Below are 16,694 nucleotides of genomic sequence, written 5' to 3' on the forward strand. Positions count from 1 at the left end.
GTCGGCACCCTTGTCCGTCTCGGAGCCGCGGAGGAAGCGCAGCATCTGGTCGGGCCCGACGGGGCCTTCGAAGCTCTCGGGCAGCGCACGCGAGACAGCACGGCGAACCCAGGCCGCACGGCTCAGGCCGGCGACGCCGGCGGTCGCCCTTAACGGCACCGACCATAAAAGCCACGACGAGCAGAACGCGGCCATCAACGCCTACGTGCGCTGGCGCAACGGCCACGCCGAACCGAAGACCGGCTTCGCACCCGACTCACCCATCCGCTCCTGGACCCAGTACCCGGCCAAAGCCGCGTGAGCAGTCCCCTGCCGATGAGTCGGCTTCGTTGTCGCGCACCGACCCCGTCCGCCGTCACCCCGAGACGGGCATGACCAGCGTCCTCACGAAGTCGACGGCGCCTTCGCGCTGGTAGAAGCGAACGGCGCCCTCGTTGCCCGCGATGACGGAGATCTTCATGACCTGGATACCCAACTCCACGAGACGCTCGCGCACGGTACCGAGGAGGGCCTGCCCAACACCGGCGCCGCGAGCCTCATCATCGACCACGAGGGTTTCCAGCACACCGACCTGGTCCCCCCACTTCCACGATCCCGGAGCGTCGACGACGCGCACGACCGCGTAGCCAAGCAGGCGATCCCCGTCCCGGGCGACCAGCACCGCAGTGAGCGGTTCTTGCAGCCATTCGAGATACTGCTCACGCCGCAACCGCCATGAGTCCTCGGGTGGGCGAACCGCGCCAAGACTCGTCAGGTGTCCCGCCGTCCGGCTGTGATGGACCAGCAACTGCTTCCAGACGCGTTCCAAGCGGTCTACGTCAGAAGGCGCCAGAACTTCGATCACGGCATTCATGCCGGGCAGCGTAACCAGCGCAAGCTGCCCCGGCGCGACCGATTAGCGGGTTAACCATCCGAGACGAGCCACTAGATTGTCCAGGTGCGCTTCCTGGAGGACTCCTTCGCCCTCGGGGCCTTGGGTCGCGGCCAGGCCGCCGTCGAACAGTTCCTCGGCCCCGCGGGTGATACCGAGGCCCGCGGTGTCCGCTGGGTTGAGGTCGTGCCGGCTCACCCTGGGTTCAGGGTAGTTCTCCACACGTCCGCGGACGCTATCGCCATCGCGGCGGCTCGAAGGGGAGCTGTTCGAGATCGCTGGGTCAACCGGGGTATGGCTCAGGAGGAGTACCGGGACTTCGTGCGTGTGGCCCGTCCAGAGCGCTGGTGATGGATCGGGATGCGGCCATCGCGCTGGTGCAGGAGATCATGAACGGTGGTTGCTCCGACGAGGCGGATGACCGAGTTCTGCTGGAGAAGCTCGACAGAGCTTTCGGCTGCCCGACCGGATATGTCAATGGCTTGATCTTCTGGCCGAGAGGGCCGGAGCCGACCGCGGCGGAGGTGGTCGATCAGGCCCTCGCCTATCGGCCTTTCGCGCTGTAGCACTTCACCCCGCGCGCCGCCCGGGAGCCAGATCAGGACCCCTGGGCGTCGACGCCCAGCCGCAGTTCAGGCCGAGGATGCGCTCTGGCGCCCGTGCGGGACGGAGGGCCCCGGGAAGCCGAGGCCAAAGCGGAGTCCTGCGCCGACATATTGCCGGCAACGGGGGCCTTCAGGCCAGCCAGGGCAGGCTGCCGGTGGTCCAGCTGCCGAGCCGGAACGCGGGTATGCGCCGCACCGGAGTGTGTCCTCGCAGGACATGCAGAAGTTCGTCGGCACGGCCCGCCCCGAACACGGCGCTGATGTCGCGTTGTTCGCCACAACCGCCCGCACGTTCACGAAGGCCGCGCTGGGTTTGGCGCTGCGCCAGGACATCGTGGCCTTGCACCGTGATCTGCTGGGTTCCTGGGTCAAAGGCGCCCATTTGGAAACGGCATCTCCACCGTGTGCGAGCCGACCTCCACCACCGGCCCCAACGACATCCTGCACTGAGGAGTGCCGGCCGAGCTTCCTGAGGTGCGGAGCCTGCCGGCGTTGTACTGGGCCGGTGTCAGGACGGCCAGGACAGCGCCGCCAGCAGGACGACGCCGGTCACGATGATGAGTGCGGTCAGTGCTGGCCGATGGGTGCGGCCCGGTCCGGCACCGACCGCGATCAGCGCGACGGTGAACACGGCGACCAGGAGCCACACGGCAAGCCACGCTGTCAGCGTCGGGGATGCGCCCGCAGTCCGGGATGCCCAGGTGGCTGCACGGCCCAGCACCAGGCAGGTTGCCCCGGTCAGCAGTGCCCAGCTGGTGCGGGCGGTTCACTTCGCGGTGGGGTCGGTGCTGTCGAAGTCGCGGTGCAGACGGGACCAGAGCCCGAGCCAGCGGCGAGGCGTGCCTACGGTCCGGCGAAGCCGCGACGGGCGGGAAACCGTCCTGAAGACCTGGGCCAAGGAGCGAGGAGAACCTCTTGAGCCCTCATAAGTGCTGGTCAAAGCCCCTGGCCGGGGACATGATGGGATCGTTGGCGTCGTACAACCGTTAGGACCCCCTCATGGCTCCTCTGCCTCCGCTCAGTCCCGATCAGCGCCGGGCCGCGCTCGCCAAGGCCACTGCCGCGCGCAAGGAGCGGGCCGAGGTGAAGGACGCCCTCAAGCACGGCAGGAAGTCGCTGCACGAGGTGCTGGCCAGCGACTCCGAGGCCATCCGCAAGATGCCCGTCCGCGCCCTGCTCGAATCGCTCCCCGACATCGGCAAGGTGCGGGCGCAGAAGCTCATCGCCGAGATAGGGATCTCCGACAGCCGCCGCATCCAGGGTCTGGGCATCCAGCAGCGGGAGCGCCTTCTCGAACGGTTCACGCCCAAGGGTTGACCGGCGGTGCTCCGGCACATGGCGACGGCCCTGACGCCGGGCAGGGGCAGGGCCGTCACCACACGAGTTCCGGCGCCGGGGCCGGAGGGAGCACGTGCCGTCGTCTCCAACGCAGCCAGCCCCGGAAGGGCACGCCCCGGGCCCAAGACCCGGCTTCGGCCCGCGCGTTGGATGTTGGACGGCTGGCATCAGTCTCCGGGGCAGGAGGAAAATTCCGTGACGGACCCGCCCCGGTCCCCCTACAGCCTCGGCGCATCCAGCGCGACGGAGGCCGCGATCCCGGGCGTGCCCCCGTGGGTGTGGACCATGGCGTTCGCCGCATCGCTCGGCGGATCAGTACGCGCTGGTGCTGTAGTCGTTCGAGCGGTAGCCGTTGGACATCGAAGCCGATCCCGCCGCGTACGACTGCATGTCCGCGTCGTTCAGCATGGGCGTGTAGCAGGTGTACTGCCCCATGGAGGAGTTGTACGAGAGGGAGGTGCACCTGTCCCACTCCCAGTCCTTCGTGCGCGTCACCGTCGCGTCGCCGTACGGCCCCGTGGACCGCACGCGGGCCCAGACCGTCCGGCAGGCGGTGCTGTAGCGCAGTTCGATGGTGCCGACCTGCGTGCTGTTGACGTAGATCGCGGTCGATCGGGCGGTGGTGGCGGTGTCGGCACAGCCGGAGGAGATCGGGTCCTCGTGGTCGTAGGCGTAGGTGTCGGCGCTGGCGCTGCCCGTGAGGCCGACGACCAGGGCCGCGGAAGCGGCACCCACGGTGAGGATCTTGGCTGCGGTGGCGGGAATTCTCATGCGGAGGGTCACCTGTATCCGGTTGAAAGGCGGGAAAGAACTGGGAGGGGCGGGCTCGGGACGGACGGGGAAGGGCCGTCAGTCCGTCGTGCCGGCGACCAGGGCCTGCCAGGTCAGCGGGCCGACGACGCCGTCGACGTCCAGGCCGGCCGCGCTCTGGAATCGGCGCACGTACTTGTCGGTGACCGGGCCCCACTGGCCGTCGACGAAGTTGTTCGCGTCAGCGGGGTCGATGCCGATGATCGAGGAGACGTCGAACTGGATCTCCTTGACGCAGACACCCGACGACCCGTACGCGAAGTTCCGCGCCGGGATGCTCCAGCCGTTCGGCGAGGTCCGCGAGCCGACCGTGCTGATGCAGGAGCTCAGGTAGTCCCCGGCCTGTGCGGGCGAGGCGGTGAGCAGGGTGCCGGCGGCGGCCGCCGCGAGGGCGAGTGCGGTGAGGCTCTTGGCGGTGCGGGAACGGCGCATGACGACGGGGCTCCTCGGGTCGAACGACTGAACGGTGCCCCGTCATCGTGGCCCGGCGCAGCGGCGTCCCAGGGACGCGTGCGCCGTCCCAGGGGCGTCCCGGAGGCGCCGACGGCGGCTGAGCTGGACGTCCCGGAACAATCCCAGGGACGTCCCAGGAAGACCCCCCTTGGTGGTGCTGGATCACGTGCGCTCACAGTGGCGGTTGTGCCCGGAGCGTGCCGCCATGTTGCCGGACCGTGACGAGCCGACTACGCCGTCACGGGTGCCTGAGTGGCGGAGTGCTCAGCCGTGGATTCGACGATATGGGCCGCTCTCATCGGCGCCGCAGCAGCCGTGGCGATCTTCGTAGGAGGCGCGTGGGCCAGCACCCTCAAGGACCTTGGCTGCCGAAGCCGGTGGCGGCAGAAGGGTTCATCTCGCGGCGGTACGCGTGGTGGTGCATGCGTCGGACCGGGCCCCGCCGTGGGCATGGAGGAAGGCCAGGACGTCGCAGACGGACTGGCCCAGGACCTGGTTGTGGCCCGCACCAGGGTAGGTGCGGTAGAGGAGGGCGGATGAGCCCAGGCGACGAAGGTGTGCGACGACCGCGTCGGTCCAGGCGGGCGGCACGTCCTGGTCGGCCTTGCCCTGGATGACCAGCGTGGGGACGGGCACGGCGGAGCGGTCCGGGTCGCCGTAGGCGCCCATCCGCTCGCCCATCTGCCGCAACTGCTCCGCGCTCAGCGGCAGCATCCGCTCGGTGTCCACGCCGTTGAGTACGGGGTCGCTGTCCGTCACGCAGTCGGCGAGGACGTGGGAGGCGGTCGCTGCGGCCGTGGGGCCCAACAGCGAACGCAGATTCACCGAGGGGTCGAGGGCGGCCAGTCCCGCCAGGGAGTAGAACGCGAAGGACAGCTCGCTGGGCACGTGAGAGGTTTTCACCCCGGCGAGCATCGCCTCCAGGTGGCTGGCCGGCGCGACGGCGACCACCGCGCCGAGGCGCTGCGTATCCGTCGGACGCCTGGCGTGAGCGGCGAACAGCGCGGCCTGGCCCCCTTGTGAATGCCCCACCGCGAACCACACCGGCGACAGGCCGGGCACGAGCCGGCCGGCCGCGGTGACGATGTCGGCGACGGCGTTGCCCTCGTCGGCGCCGACCAGGTAGGTGTGCACCGCAGGGGTGCCCAGCCCGGGGTAGTCCGAGGCAGCGACCACGTACCCGGCGTGAAGGAAGGCGCGAAGCTCCTGAGCGAAGGCGTCCGAGCCCAGATTCGCCGATTGGGAGGGCGCGCAGGCATCGGCCACGCCGGTCGTTCCGTGTGCCCAGGACACTACCGGCCAACCGCCCCTGGGCGCGGGCCCGGGTGGCAGCAGCACCGTGCCACTGACCGGAATGTCCGCACCGCGGGCGTTGGTGGAGTGATAGAGCACCGTCCAGCGCCGCGCGCCCTCCAGTCGCGCATCGGGGCCGTGGTCCGTCGAGGCGATCAGCGAGCCCGGCACTGCGGCCGGCAGCGGATCGGGCACCTGGTAGGTGTGGCCCACCATGGTCACTCCCGACGGTATGTGCCGGTCCGAGGTGTCAACAGTCCCATTGATGTCCACCTGGGGTGGGAAGGTACAGCCGCCTCCCACCGCAGTGAGCGCGGCGGCGAACACGGCGGCGCACAGACGGCCTGCCTGACGGTGGCGCGGCACTCTGCCGGCGCGAGTCAGCAGGAGGCGGAGCAGGCTCTGGATCCGCACGGGTAGAGACCCCTTCCAGCGAACGTGTTCTGCCTCACCCTGGCACCACTGTCCATCAACGCGCCTGTGGAGATCCGCCATCCGAGGCGCCCGCCGCGCTTGCTCCGATCGCGGCGAAGCCACGTCTCGACGGGCTTCCGCTGTCGGTGGCCGCGGCTGATTCACGCTCTGCAGATTCGGTGCGCACCGGCAACGCCGCCCGCGGCATGGTTGCCTGACTCCTCGCGCCACCCGGGCTCGCATGGCTAGAAAACGGACATCACGTCACTTTGTCGAGGCCCGGGGTCCGCAAGACCTCTCTGAATCTGGTGATATCGTCATAAAAATCGGCAAGTCGCCTCGACTCGCCGCGCCGACGATGGCAGCGTAATTGCATGTGAAGCTGATCGAAACCGGGCAAACCGACCGCTGGGTGCGCTGGAGGCTTCTGCTGGCCAGCGCCACCATGCTCTTCGTTGAGCTGGCGCTGATCAGATGGGCGGGCGCCAACGTCGTCCACCTCAGCTACTTTTCGAACTTCATCCTGCTGGGGTCGTTCCTGGGTATCGGCATCGGGTTCCTGATCCCCGCCGCGCGCGGGCAGTGGCTCACACGCTGGGCACCGGTTCCGCTCGCGCTTCTCGTCATTCTGGTACGCGAGTTTCCGGTGCAGGTGCGTCAGAGCAGCGGCCAGGTCATCTACTTCACCGCAGTGAAGACCACCGGCTTCCCCGAGTGGGTGACGCTGCCGGCCATCTTCCTGCTCACCGCGGTGATCATGGCCGCGATCGGCAAGATCGCCGCCGATCTCTTCCGCCGGCTTCCCTCTCTCGACGCCTACCGGTACGACCTGCTCGGCAGCATCACCGGGTCGGTGTCCTTCGCCCTGCTGTCGTGGCTCCGCGCTCCCTCGGTCGTGTGGGGCGTACTCGCCGCCGCGGCCCTGCTGATCCTCGGCGGACGGCGCAGCACCCTGCGGTACGGCATCCCCCTGACGGCGATGGTTGCCGCGCTGTTCGTGGAGACGACGACGGCCGGTATCTCCTGGTCGCCCTACTACAAGATCCAGCTCATGCCCGTGACGTCCACCACCGGGGGGTACCGCATCTCCGCCAACGGTGTCCCGCACCAGAGCATCGCGCCGCTCCGGGTGCTGATGCGGAAGAACTCGCCCTATCGGCAGCCGTACGACCGGACGCCCGGCAACCCGCACAAGCGCGTGCTGGTCATCGGGGCCGGCAACGGCAATGACGTTGCGGTCGCGCTGGCGCACGGAGCGCAGCGCGTGGACGCGGTCGAGATCGATCCCCGGCTGCAGCAGATCGGCGCACAGCTGCACCCCGCGAAGCCGTACGACGACCCCCGGGTGCACGTCCACATCAACGACGGGCGGGCTTTCCTGGAGCGGACGAATGCCACGTATGACCTGGTCGTCCTGGCGCTGCCGGACTCGCTGACGCTGGTGGCCGGGGCGAGCAATCTGCGCCTGGAGAGCTACCTGTTCACCCAGCAGGCGTTCGAGGCCGCGCGCGATCACCTGGCGCCCCACGGCGCGTTCGCCATGTACAACTATTACCGGACGAGCTGGCTGGTCGACCGCTTCGCCGGCTCCCTCGATGGCGTCTACGGCCACGCCCCCTGTGTGACGACGTTCGGCAAGAACGCGGCCGTGCTGGTGGCCGGGATGACAGCCGCCGACCAGTCGTGCGGGCGGATCTGGCAGCCCAGCGGCGCGGTCCCGGCGGCCGCGAGCGATGACCACCCTTTCCCGTATCTGCTCCACCGGGACATTCCCACGCTCTACCTGGGCGCGCTGGGCGCGATCCTGCTGGTGACGCTCCTGGCGGTGCGCCTGACCGGGGTCCGGATCCGAAACACGGTCCGCTACACCGACATGTTCCTGATGGGCGCGGCCTTCATGCTGCTCGAAACGAAGAACGTGATCGGCTTCGCGCTCTACTTCGGTACGACCTGGCTGGTCAACGCCCTGGTCTTCATCGGCGTCCTGTTCGCCGTCCTCGCGGCGGTCGAGGTCCGACGCCGGCTGCGGCGGGTCAGCCAGCTGCCGCTGCAGCTCCTGCTCTTCGGCACCCTTGCGGCAGCCTGGCTCGTCCCGGCGCACGCCGTGCTCTCGCTGCCCTTCGCCGGCCGGCTCGCCGCCGCCATCGCCCTGGCCTTCGCCCCCATCTTCTGCGCCAACCTCATCTTCTCGGACCGCCTCGCGCTCGCCGCGGACCCGACGTCCGCGTTCGGCGCGAATCTGCTGGGCGCGCTGGCCGGGGGCGCGCTGGAGTATCTGGCGCTGGTGACGGGTTATCAGGCGCTGCTGCTGGTCGTCGCCCTGCTGTACCTGGGGGCGTGCGTCGCCATGCGGTTCGCCGTGCGCGGGGCGGGCGCGTCGGCACAGCCGGTGCCGGACGAGACGGCGGCCCTCAACAGGCAGTAGAGCTTGATCAGGTTGGCGTGAGTGCTGATACTTCGCGGGGACGGTGGGGGCCGGCGTCGGTATTTCCGCTCCTGCCGGCCGAGAGGCGATGATTGTGGCGGAGTGCAGAGGATGGCTCGCCCTCGATCAGGCGTCAGCCTTTGAGGCCGCTGCTAGGTAGAGACGTGTGGTGCCGCCGGGCCTCGGCCCACGCCGCGCCCACCGCCTCGCCGGACTCAGCCGCGGAGAGCGCGAGGTCAAGTGCCGGTGGCAGCCACGGTCAGGGCGAAGGCCAAGAAGCAGGCGGCCTCCACCGGCGGCCTGGTCGTCCACGCGCGTGCCCGCTTCGGGTCCACCGCCGCGCCGGACACGACCGACGACGCCCGGATCCGCGACATCACCCAAGCCCTGCCGCCCGTCTTCGCGGACCGCCTCTTCGCCGCCCGCGACGCCGGCGCCACCGAGCAGCAGCTCCAACACATCGCGGCCGAGGGCCTCGCGCAGATGTACTTCCGCGCCAACAACACCCGCGCGCGGCTTTCTCGACCTCCTGGACGGTGAGCCGATTACGGTCGCGCATGATCCGGGAGGTGATCTTGCGCGGCCTCGGGGCTGCTGTCCGGGCCGGTTCCGCGGTGCCGCCCCGTAGATCGACGGCAAGTCGGGCGGAACGCCGCGCTGCGCCAGCCCCCGGTCTCGGTGGCCGGTCGCGGTGCGGCATCGACCTGACTCAAGGGACAGTTCACAGGCGACACCAACCCGACCGCGTCCGCACCCGCTTCCCCAACCCATCGTCTCCCGCCGGCGCGAAGCCGAACCTGGACCAGCCCCCTGACCACATGCCTGTCCGCGCGGCCTCTTAATATCATTTCGCATTCCTCGACGGACGCTGACGCCCGCGTGGCGGTGCCCGCCGACCAACGCCCAACACGACACAACGACTCCACCGCATGGCGATGGAGTCGTGCATCGAGGAGGAACGTTCATGCACGCCCGGAGGATCGGCGCGGCCGCCGCAACAGCAGTGGCGCTTCTGGCTGCCCGCGACCTCATCCAGAAGAGGCACGCACTGCTCCGAAACTTCCCGGTGATCGGGCACGCCCGGTACCTGTTGGAGACGATCGGGCCGGAGTTGCGGCAGTACATCGTGACGTCCAACGAGGAGGAGCGCCCGTTCAGCCGGGACCAGCGTTCCTGGATCTATGCGTCGGCGAAGGAGGAGAACAACTACTTCGGATTCGGGACCGACGTCGACGTCGAGCACGTGCAGGGGCACGCCTATCTGAAGCAGCGCACGTTCGCCGGCACTCTGCCCGACGTGCACGACCCGCAGTCCCCACTGCCCTCGGCCAAAGTGCTGGGCGGGCCGCGCGGACGCGCCAAGGCGTTCCGACCGGCGAGCGTGGTGAACATCTCGGCGATGAGCTTCGGATCGCTCTCCGGCGCGGCCATCACGGCGCTCAACAAGGGGGCGGCACTGGCGGGCACGATGCACAACACGGGCGAGGGCGGCCTGTCGCCGTACCACCGCAACGGCGGCGACCTCGTCCTTCAGATCGGTACGGCGTACTTCGGCTGCCGCAACGAGGACGGCAGCTTCAACCTCGACAAGCTCAAGAACGTGGTCGCCGGCGCCCCGGTCAAGGCAATAGAGATCAAGCTCTCCCAGGGGGCCAAGCCAGGGCTGGGCGGGATGCTGCCGGGCGCGAAGGTGACCGCGGAGATCGCCGGGATCCGCGGCATCCCGGTCGGCAAGGACTGCGCCTCCCCGTCACGGCACACCGCGTTCAGCGACGTCGACTCGATGCTCGACTTCGTGGAGTTGCTCGCCACCGAGACCGGTCTGCCGGTCGGGGTCAAGAGCGCGGTGGGAGAGATGGGCTTCTGGCAGGAGCTGGCCACGCTGATGGCGCGTGGTGACCGTGGTGTCGACTTCGTGACCGTCGACGGCGGTGAGGGCGGCACCGGGGCGGCGCCGCTGATCTTCACCGACTCGGTGTCGCTGCCGTTCCGGATGGGCTTCTCCCGGGTCTACGGCACCTTCGCCGAGCTGGGGCTGACCGACGACCTGACCTTCATCGGCTCCGGCAAGCTCGGCCTGCCCGAGAACGCCGCCGTCGCCTTCGCGCTGGGTGCCGACATGATCAACGTGGCCCGTGAGGCGATGCTGTCCATCGGCTGCATCCAGTCGCAGAAGTGCCACACCGACAGGTGCCCCACCGGCATCGCCACCCAGAACCCGTGGCTGGCCCGTGGCCTCGACCCGACCTCGAAGGCCACGCGGGCCGCTGTCTACCTGCGCACCCTGCGCAAGGAGCTGATCAAGGTTTCGGCGGCCGTCGGCGTCGCCCACCCGGCACTCATCACGGCCGAAGACATCGAGATCATGAACGGCGACTACGAGGCCCGCACCCTGGCCGGCGTCTACGGCTACAAGGACGGATGGGGCGAGCTCGGCCCGCACCTCGCCGAAGAGATCACGGCACTGCTCGCCACCAAGCCGCCCGCCGTCCAGGAGACGACATCCCGATGACGATGATCACGAGGCCGGTCGGAGAACCACCCCCGCGGATGCGGGACGACAAGCAGTCAGCACGGCTCCCCAACGGAGCCCAGGACCTAGTCGTTTCTGATGGCTCTTGGACGATGTCTCGGAGCCGGATGACGATCGCGATCGCTGCAACGGCCAGGGTGCCGTTGAAGATGTAGTCGCGTTTGTCGTATCGGCTGGCCGCCGCCCGGTACTGCTTCCACTTGCTGACGCACCGCTCGACAGCACTGCGGCGGCGGTACTGGACCCTGTCGAAGCCGGTGAGCGCCCTCTCGCTGGAGATCGCTTCCAGCAGCGCGCGCGAGGTCTGGTCGGCCGGCAGTTGGACGATAGGGGGAAGCGTCCAACCGGTACTCACCGCTCACGACAAACGCATCCCTCTCCATCGTTTGCGCGCCCCGCTGCTCGGCGGGTGCTGCGGTCCAGCCGGCCAGGAGCGGCAGGACACGGGCGGTGGGGGAGTCGGTCTCGGTCGTGGAGACGATGAGCCGCTGGTCCGGCTCGTGGGGTGCGCAGACGAACTCGATATTGCTCGATATTGAAGGACATCGGGCCGGCTGTGGGGTGCTGGAGGCGTTTGGTCATGGGCGTGTAGTCGCCGACGGCATGGTCGTCCCACCACCGGGCGACGTCGCAGTCGGTGGTGCGCAACTCGTCCATGGGCACCGCGAGTCGGTTGTCATCGGTGCGGCGGGCGATCTCCCGGCGCATCGCGGCGACGGTGGCCGATGCGAAGTCCGCCCAGTTCACGATCCGCTCGCGGGCGACCGGGTCCTGGAACATGAAGCGGACGAGTGACGTCCCCGGCTCCAGTGGTCGGCCCAGTGCCTCCGCCAGCAGGGCGTTGCGGGCCAGGACCTCGCCGCGATGGCCGAGGAGCAGCACCGGGACGTGGTCGAGCGTGTGCATCAGCCGCACCAGCCCGGGATCGGGGCGCTGGGGGGTGCGCGGGTTCGCGGCGCGGTGCCGCGTGGTGGGTGCGGCGAGGTCGCGCAGATGCGCGTACTCGACCTCGTCCAGGCGCAGGGCCCGGGCCAGCGCGTCGAGCCACCGCCCCCGGCCCTCGTTGATCACGACTCGATACGCTTCCTAGCCGAGCGCAGCTGTCGCGGATCGGAGTTCGCCGAGTGCGTGGCGTGCGAGTTCGGCGAGCGTCTGCCGGTTGGTTGGATCGGCCCATTGGTCGAAGGCGTGGTAGAAGGCGCGGATGCCGAGTTCGGCGGCGAGACCCGCGGTCGGTTCCGATATGCCGCGCTTGTGGAGTGCGTCTGCCATGGCCTTGGCCAGTCCGCTGCGCTTGAAGGCGGCGCGCTCCTGCAGTTCGCTGTTGCCGGCGGTGACCGAGCGGAGCTTGGCGCTGAACTCGCGGCGGTCGTCCGTGAAGGTGGCCGTGATGGCGTCGAGGGCCGCGCCGACCGCTTGCAGTGGCGTGGCCGGGCTGGGCGCCTCGGTGATCGCGTCGGCGAGGAGTCGAGCGTGCGTGTCCTGGCCGGCGAAGAGCACTTCCCGTTTGTCGGGGAAGTGTCGGAAGAAGGTCGTCTTGGTCAGCCCGGCGCGGTCGGCGATCTCGTTGACGGTGGTGGCGTCGTAGCCCTGTTCGGTGAACAGGTCGAGTGCGGCGCGCACCAGCCGTTCCCGCGCGTTCGGTTCCCATCGAGCCATGGGGACAGCCTAAGTGATGTGACTTGGTGCCGTCACTTTGGCTATGGTGACGGTACTAAGTCACATCACTTCGCTCCGTTCGGGCGGGGTGCTCCATTCAGGAGGGCTCCTCATGCGTGTATTCGTCACCGGCGCCGGCGGCCACATCGGATCGGCCGTGGTGCCCGAACTGATCCAGGCCGGACACGAGGTCGTCGGCCTGGCACGGTCCGACACCTCGGCCGTCGCCGTAAAGGCCATGGGCGCCGAGGTGCGACGCGGCGACATCGCCGACCTGGACGGTCTGCGCCTGGCCGCGGCTGACGCGGACGCGGTCATCCACCTCGCGTTCAACCATGACGCCATATCCCGCCAGGACTTCGCCGCGGCGGCGACCGCCGACCTGGCCGTGGTGCGGGCACTCGGCGACGCGCTGGCCGGCACGGGCAGGACCCTCATCGGCGTCGGCCTGACACACACCGGCGACGCGAAGCGGGATGCGGCGATCGACGCCAACCCCCGCTCCGCCGTCGCGCGCGCGATCGCCGGATTCACCGAGCAGGGCGTGCGGGCCATGCTGGTCGCGGTCCCGCCGGTCACCCACAGCACGCGGGACCGGCATGGCTTCATCCCCAGGCTGATCAAGATCGCCCGCGACTCCGGCGTGTCCGGCTACGTCGGCGACGGCGCCAACCACTGGGCTGCCGGTCACACCCTGGACGTCGGCCGCCTCTTCCGGCTCGCGCTGGACAAGGCCCCGACCGGATCCCAGATGTACGCCGCGACCGAGGAGGGCATCACGGTGCGCGAGATCGCCGAGATCATCGGCCGCCACCTGAACGTCCCGGCCGTGAGCATCCCCGCCGAGCAGGCCGCGGACCACTTCAAGGGCTTCCCGTTCATCACGCTCGACATCACGATGTCAAACGCGGACACCAGGCAGTTGCTGGACTGGGAGCCGGTCCACCCCGGCCTGGTTGCCGACCTCGAAGAGGGCCACTACTTCACCACCAGCTGACACCGACCCGCCCCACCAACCCAGTCGGCGGTTCGTACACCGGCTGGGCTGACAAGGGGCTCCGCGGCCCCGCCACTTGATCGGCCGGACAGCGCCTGAGTTTGACTCTGTCGGCGATCTTGGTGGCTGAGGTCGACTGCTGAGGGTTCGCCAGGACTTTGACCGGGGGGATCTCGTGCTGGTCCAGGAGGGACTGGAAGGCAGTCGGTGGTCGCGGCGAGGGCGGTTCCTCGACCGGTGTCAGGCCGCTGAGGCGCTCGTTGTTCACGGCGATCGCTGTGAGTACATGCTGAAGGTGGGCTTTCGGCTGTCCTCGGTAACGGCAGCGGCGCATGCCGTGTCCGTGGGCGAACTCATTGATGGTGCCCTCCACTCCGGAGCGGACCGCGTGGCGGGCCTTCCACTCGAATGTCTGCTGCTCGCTGCGGACGCGAGCTTGCAGGTCGCGGAGTTCTCGCGGGTAAAGCCCACGTTGCGGGCGCTCTCGCGGGAGCATCGAGGGCGGTCCGGACACGGCTGGCACTGGCCTTGGTTAACGCGCCACGATCAGGGGTGCGGCAGTGGGCGACGAGGTCGGGTAGGGGCCGCGCCAGCCCTGGCTGACCTGGCCTCGGGGGCAGGTGACCTGTCGGCGGTCGAAGCCGATGTGGAAGTCGTCCCGGTCGAAGCCTTCGTTCCTGCGGTGTTGGCGGGTGGGGTTGCCCGGCAGCGGGCCACTGACGGTGACCTGGTGTTCGCGCTCGGCTCGTTCCAGGTGGACCAGGGAGGTGTAGCCGCCGTCGACCAGGTGCTCGGCGGGCAGCAATCCGCGACGCGCCAGGCGGGTATTGGATGGCTGCCGAGGTGGTGGCCACATCCGTGATCACGTTGACGCTGCCGGAGGCACACGTCTCGGTGAGATGGGCCGCGAACCCCTTCCAACGGATGATGTGCCCGTAACGGACATGGCGCGCCGTGGTGTCGTAGGGAGAGACGATCGCCGAGGAGGAGGGCGGCAGTCCGCCGTCATCAGCGGTGCGCCAGCGCAGGCGGCCTGCCGTGTCGCGGTAGTAGTTCTGCACGACGATCTGCCGCAGTGCCTCGGCCTGTGGGCCGGGCCGGTAGCCCGTTCCGTGCCGGTGGAGGCGCTCCGCGCTGGCCGGCCTCGACACCGCCACGACCAGCTGGCTCGAACGCGGCGGCCAGGGCGGGACCGAGGAACTCGAACGGTACTGTGACCAGGCGCTCGCAGCCCCCCGTAGGAGTCTTTGAACCGGATCGCTCGGCGCACCGGTTCGGTGACGGGGTGCCCGACCGCGAAGAGGACGCGGATGCCGCGGGCGCACTGAGATCGGATGTGGTGCTGGACCGGGCCGACATGGCCTGGTCCAGCACCTGTTGGGCCCGGTTCCTTCCGGCGAGCTCGGCAGGACGGCCAATGGCCCGATCAGCGGATACTGCGCGGGTGGAGGGCACGGGCACGGACGGTCTGGAGGATGGGAACACCGGGTTCCGGCGCCTTACTTCCGGGTGACGTCGGTGCAGTAGACGTCCTTGCCCGGTAGGCGGCCGGTGGTCAGGAAGCCGACGGTGGTCTTGTCGGCGCAGGTGGAGCCTTCGTTGTAGGTGTAGTGCCCGCCGTTGTCGACGCCGACGAAGGCGGAGCCGTCGCCGAGGGCCTTGTGCAGCCCGACGCCGCCTTCCCACGGGGTGGCGTTGTCCCGGCGGTTCTGCAGGATCAGGGTGTTGCGCGGGCCGCCGGGCACGACCTTGACAGTCGCCTCGGCCGGCTTGTTCCAGAAGGCGCATGCCCAGATGTTGGCGGGCATGCCGGCGGTGAGCGGCCACTTCTCGCGGTCGGCGGTGGTGCGGGTGGCGTAGCCGTCGACGTCGTGCGGCCATTCGGCGTCACCGCAGGTGAGAGCCATGAACATGGTGGCCTGGTTGTCCGCGGGGATGCCCGGGGACGACGGTGTGTCGGCGAACACCTCCTTGAGAACCGCGGCGTCGGCCGCCGTGGTGCTGCCGTGGGACAGGTCGTCGGCGGCCTTCCAGAACTTGGCGAGTACGGGAAGCGTGTTGTTGTGCAGAAGCAGGGCGTAGGTCATGTTCCGCAGCAGCGCCCCGTCCAGTGAGACCGAGGCGCCGGGAATAGCTGCGGGCGTACGGTCGAGTCGGTCGGCGAGGGTGAGGTAGGTGTGGGTCACCTGCGCGACGTTCTTGCCCAGCTTGAGGGTGCTGTTCTGCGCCGCGGCGACGCGGGCGGCGTCGGGGAACCGGTCGGCCATGCCCTTGCCCCAGGTGTCCGCGACCTGGTCGGCCCATACCTTGGTGGGGTCGACGTTGCCTTCCAGGATCATGCGGTCGGTGTGGTTCTGGAAGAGGGACCGGTAGACGGCGCCGAGGTAGGTGCCGTAGGACTGGCCCCAGTAGGAGATCTTCTTCTCACCGAGCGCCTGGCGGATGCGGTCCATGTCGCGGGCGGTGTTGGCGGTGTTGTAGTACCGCAGGTTCTTGCCCACGGTGTCGGCGCACTGCTTGGCGTCGGCCTCGGCGATGGCCACGTTCTTGGTGATCGAGCCGTCCGCGGCGGGATAGGGGAAGAGCCCGGTCACGGTGGGGTCCTTCAGACCGCAGCTCTGTGGGGTGCTGTGTTCGACGCCGCGCGGGTCGAAGCCGATCAGGTCGTAGCGGTTCAGCACGGACTTCGGCAGTGTGGACGCCATGGTCTCAGGCATGTCGAGACCGCCCAGGGCCGGCCCGCCGGGGTTCAGCAGCAGGACGCCACGTCGCTTCCCGGGCTTGGCGGTGGACAGCCTGGAGACCGCCACGTCGATCTTCGTGCCGCCCGGGTTCTGGTAGTCCAGGGGGACTTCCAACGTCCCGCAGGCCAGGTGGGGGTCACGGGTCTGTCCGTCGGCCAGTGCCGGGCATGTGCCCCAGGTGATCTTGGCGTCTCGCGTGGTCTCGCCGGCGCTCCGACCGGCGACCTTGGTCGTTTGCGTGCCCTGGGCTTCGGCGCCGCACGCGACCAGTGCGGTCCCTGCCAGCGTGGGAACCAGCAGAGCCGTGGCGAGTCGGCGGCCTCTCGGATAACCGTACTTCGTGGAGCTGCGCGTCGCGGTCATGGCGTTGTCCTTAGCTGCTCGGCTGGTCGGCCTGCCTGTTCCGGCCGTTGTGTTGACCATTCGAGTCAACAAGAGACCACCGGTGGCGGGCGTCACCGTAGAGAGGACAAATCAGGTAGCTCGCTCGGGGGATGCCGGGCCGACCCTTGGAACGGAGCGGCCGCCGTGGGGTGTATCGGATGAGCTGTG

General features: G+C 69.2%; 17 protein-coding genes and 1 pseudogene. 7 read left to right on the forward strand and 11 right to left on the reverse strand.

Features of this window, described 5'->3' with window-relative positions; translation table 11 throughout:
* Positions 1 to 10: 10 nt before the first annotated feature.
* Positions 11 to 301: a hypothetical protein gene (locus tag ACH47Z_RS39110; protein WP_399082721.1), complete on the forward strand. Its 291-nt coding sequence runs from the start codon at positions 11 to 13 to the stop codon at positions 299 to 301.
* 54 nt (positions 302 to 355) lie between these two features.
* On the opposite strand, the gene ACH47Z_RS39115 is transcribed toward ACH47Z_RS39110, so the two are convergent.
* Entirely contained in the window at positions 356 to 853 is a 498-nt protein-coding gene (locus ACH47Z_RS39115) for a GNAT family N-acetyltransferase (RefSeq protein WP_399082724.1), read from the reverse strand.
* A 368-nt stretch (positions 854 to 1,221) separates the two neighbouring features.
* On the opposite strand from ACH47Z_RS39115, the gene ACH47Z_RS39120 reads away from it, so the two are divergent.
* Positions 1,222 to 1,437 (forward strand): e9imm peptide, encoded by a 216-nt coding sequence (locus tag ACH47Z_RS39120; protein WP_399082727.1) that lies wholly within the window; start codon positions 1,222 to 1,224, stop codon positions 1,435 to 1,437.
* Positions 1,438 to 1,606: 169 nt separating this feature from the next.
* On the opposite strand, the gene ACH47Z_RS39125 is transcribed toward ACH47Z_RS39120, so the two are convergent.
* A complete protein-coding gene (locus ACH47Z_RS39125; protein WP_399082729.1) occupies positions 1,607 to 1,858 on the reverse strand; it encodes a hypothetical protein in 252 nt (83 codons plus the stop codon).
* Positions 1,859 to 1,984: 126 nt separating this feature from the next.
* On the reverse strand, positions 1,985 to 2,125 hold the full coding sequence (locus ACH47Z_RS39130) for a hypothetical protein (protein ID WP_399082732.1): 141 nt from the start codon (positions 2,123 to 2,125) through the stop codon (positions 1,985 to 1,987).
* Between the two features lie 350 nt (positions 2,126 to 2,475).
* Between ACH47Z_RS39130 and mihF the strand changes: the two genes are divergently transcribed.
* A complete protein-coding gene (gene mihF, locus ACH47Z_RS39135; RefSeq protein ID WP_399082734.1) occupies positions 2,476 to 2,793 on the forward strand; it encodes an integration host factor, actinobacterial type in 318 nt (105 codons plus the stop codon).
* Between the two features lie 333 nt (positions 2,794 to 3,126).
* Here the strand turns inward: mihF and ACH47Z_RS39140 are convergent, their stop codons facing one another.
* The 3 genes from ACH47Z_RS39140 to ACH47Z_RS39150 form a co-directional block, all read right to left on the reverse strand.
* A complete protein-coding gene (locus tag ACH47Z_RS39140; protein WP_399082737.1) occupies positions 3,127 to 3,585 on the reverse strand; it encodes a DUF2690 domain-containing protein in 459 nt (152 codons plus the stop codon).
* Between the two features lie 78 nt (positions 3,586 to 3,663).
* Positions 3,664 to 4,056: a peptidoglycan-binding protein gene (locus ACH47Z_RS39145; protein ID WP_399082739.1), complete on the reverse strand. Its 393-nt coding sequence runs from the start codon at positions 4,054 to 4,056 to the stop codon at positions 3,664 to 3,666.
* Positions 4,057 to 4,470: 414 nt separating this feature from the next.
* Positions 4,471 to 5,586, reverse strand: a complete 1,116-nt coding sequence (locus tag ACH47Z_RS39150) for an alpha/beta hydrolase family protein (protein WP_399082742.1) — start codon at positions 5,584 to 5,586, stop codon at positions 4,471 to 4,473.
* 574 nt (positions 5,587 to 6,160) lie between these two features.
* Between ACH47Z_RS39150 and ACH47Z_RS39155 the strand changes: the two genes are divergently transcribed.
* The 3 genes and pseudogenes from ACH47Z_RS39155 (at position 6,161) to ACH47Z_RS39165 (ending at position 10,721) form a co-directional block, all read left to right on the forward strand.
* Positions 6,161 to 8,209, forward strand: a complete 2,049-nt coding sequence (locus ACH47Z_RS39155) for a spermidine synthase (RefSeq protein ID WP_399082745.1) — start codon at positions 6,161 to 6,163, stop codon at positions 8,207 to 8,209.
* A gap of 220 nt (positions 8,210 to 8,429) precedes the next feature.
* A pseudogene (gene tpg / locus ACH47Z_RS39160) lies at positions 8,430 to 8,749 on the forward strand (telomere-protecting terminal protein Tpg); the annotation flags it as partial.
* Between the two features lie 424 nt (positions 8,750 to 9,173).
* On the forward strand, positions 9,174 to 10,721 hold the full coding sequence (locus ACH47Z_RS39165; RefSeq protein ID WP_399082748.1) for an FMN-binding glutamate synthase family protein: 1,548 nt from the start codon (positions 9,174 to 9,176) through the stop codon (positions 10,719 to 10,721).
* A gap of 372 nt (positions 10,722 to 11,093) precedes the next feature.
* Here ACH47Z_RS39165 and ACH47Z_RS39170 read toward each other — a convergent pair whose 3' ends face one another.
* Complete coding sequence (locus tag ACH47Z_RS39170; RefSeq protein ID WP_399082751.1) at positions 11,094 to 11,813, reverse strand: hypothetical protein; 720 nt, start codon at positions 11,811 to 11,813, stop codon at positions 11,094 to 11,096.
* A gap of 15 nt (positions 11,814 to 11,828) precedes the next feature.
* Positions 11,829 to 12,401, reverse strand: a complete 573-nt coding sequence (locus ACH47Z_RS39175) for a TetR/AcrR family transcriptional regulator (RefSeq protein ID WP_399082754.1) — start codon at positions 12,399 to 12,401, stop codon at positions 11,829 to 11,831.
* A 112-nt stretch (positions 12,402 to 12,513) separates the two neighbouring features.
* Here ACH47Z_RS39175 and ACH47Z_RS39180 point away from each other — a divergent pair, with 112 nt between their 5' ends.
* On the forward strand, positions 12,514 to 13,398 hold the full coding sequence (locus ACH47Z_RS39180; RefSeq protein WP_399082757.1) for an SDR family oxidoreductase: 885 nt from the start codon (positions 12,514 to 12,516) through the stop codon (positions 13,396 to 13,398).
* Here the strand turns inward: ACH47Z_RS39180 and ACH47Z_RS39185 are convergent.
* The 3 genes from ACH47Z_RS39185 to ACH47Z_RS39195 form a co-directional block, all read right to left on the reverse strand.
* Positions 13,385 to 13,894 carry a transposase gene (locus tag ACH47Z_RS39185; RefSeq protein ID WP_399082813.1) on the reverse strand — a complete coding sequence of 170 codons (510 nt, stop codon included), beginning with the start codon at positions 13,892 to 13,894 and terminating at the stop codon, positions 13,385 to 13,387. The genes ACH47Z_RS39180 and ACH47Z_RS39185 overlap by 14 nt on opposite strands.
* Positions 13,895 to 13,930: 36 nt before the next feature.
* Positions 13,931 to 14,203, reverse strand: coding sequence for a hypothetical protein (locus ACH47Z_RS39190; protein WP_399082760.1), 273 nt, complete (start codon positions 14,201 to 14,203; stop codon positions 13,931 to 13,933).
* Positions 14,204 to 14,897: 694 nt separating this feature from the next.
* Positions 14,898 to 16,505, reverse strand: coding sequence for an alpha/beta hydrolase (locus ACH47Z_RS39195; RefSeq protein ID WP_399082763.1), 1,608 nt, complete (start codon positions 16,503 to 16,505; stop codon positions 14,898 to 14,900).
* Positions 16,506 to 16,694: the final 189 nt, after the last annotated feature.

This window comes from Streptomyces sp. NPDC020192 (assembly GCF_044388685.1).
Classification (GTDB): domain Bacteria; phylum Actinomycetota; class Actinomycetes; order Streptomycetales; family Streptomycetaceae; genus Streptomyces.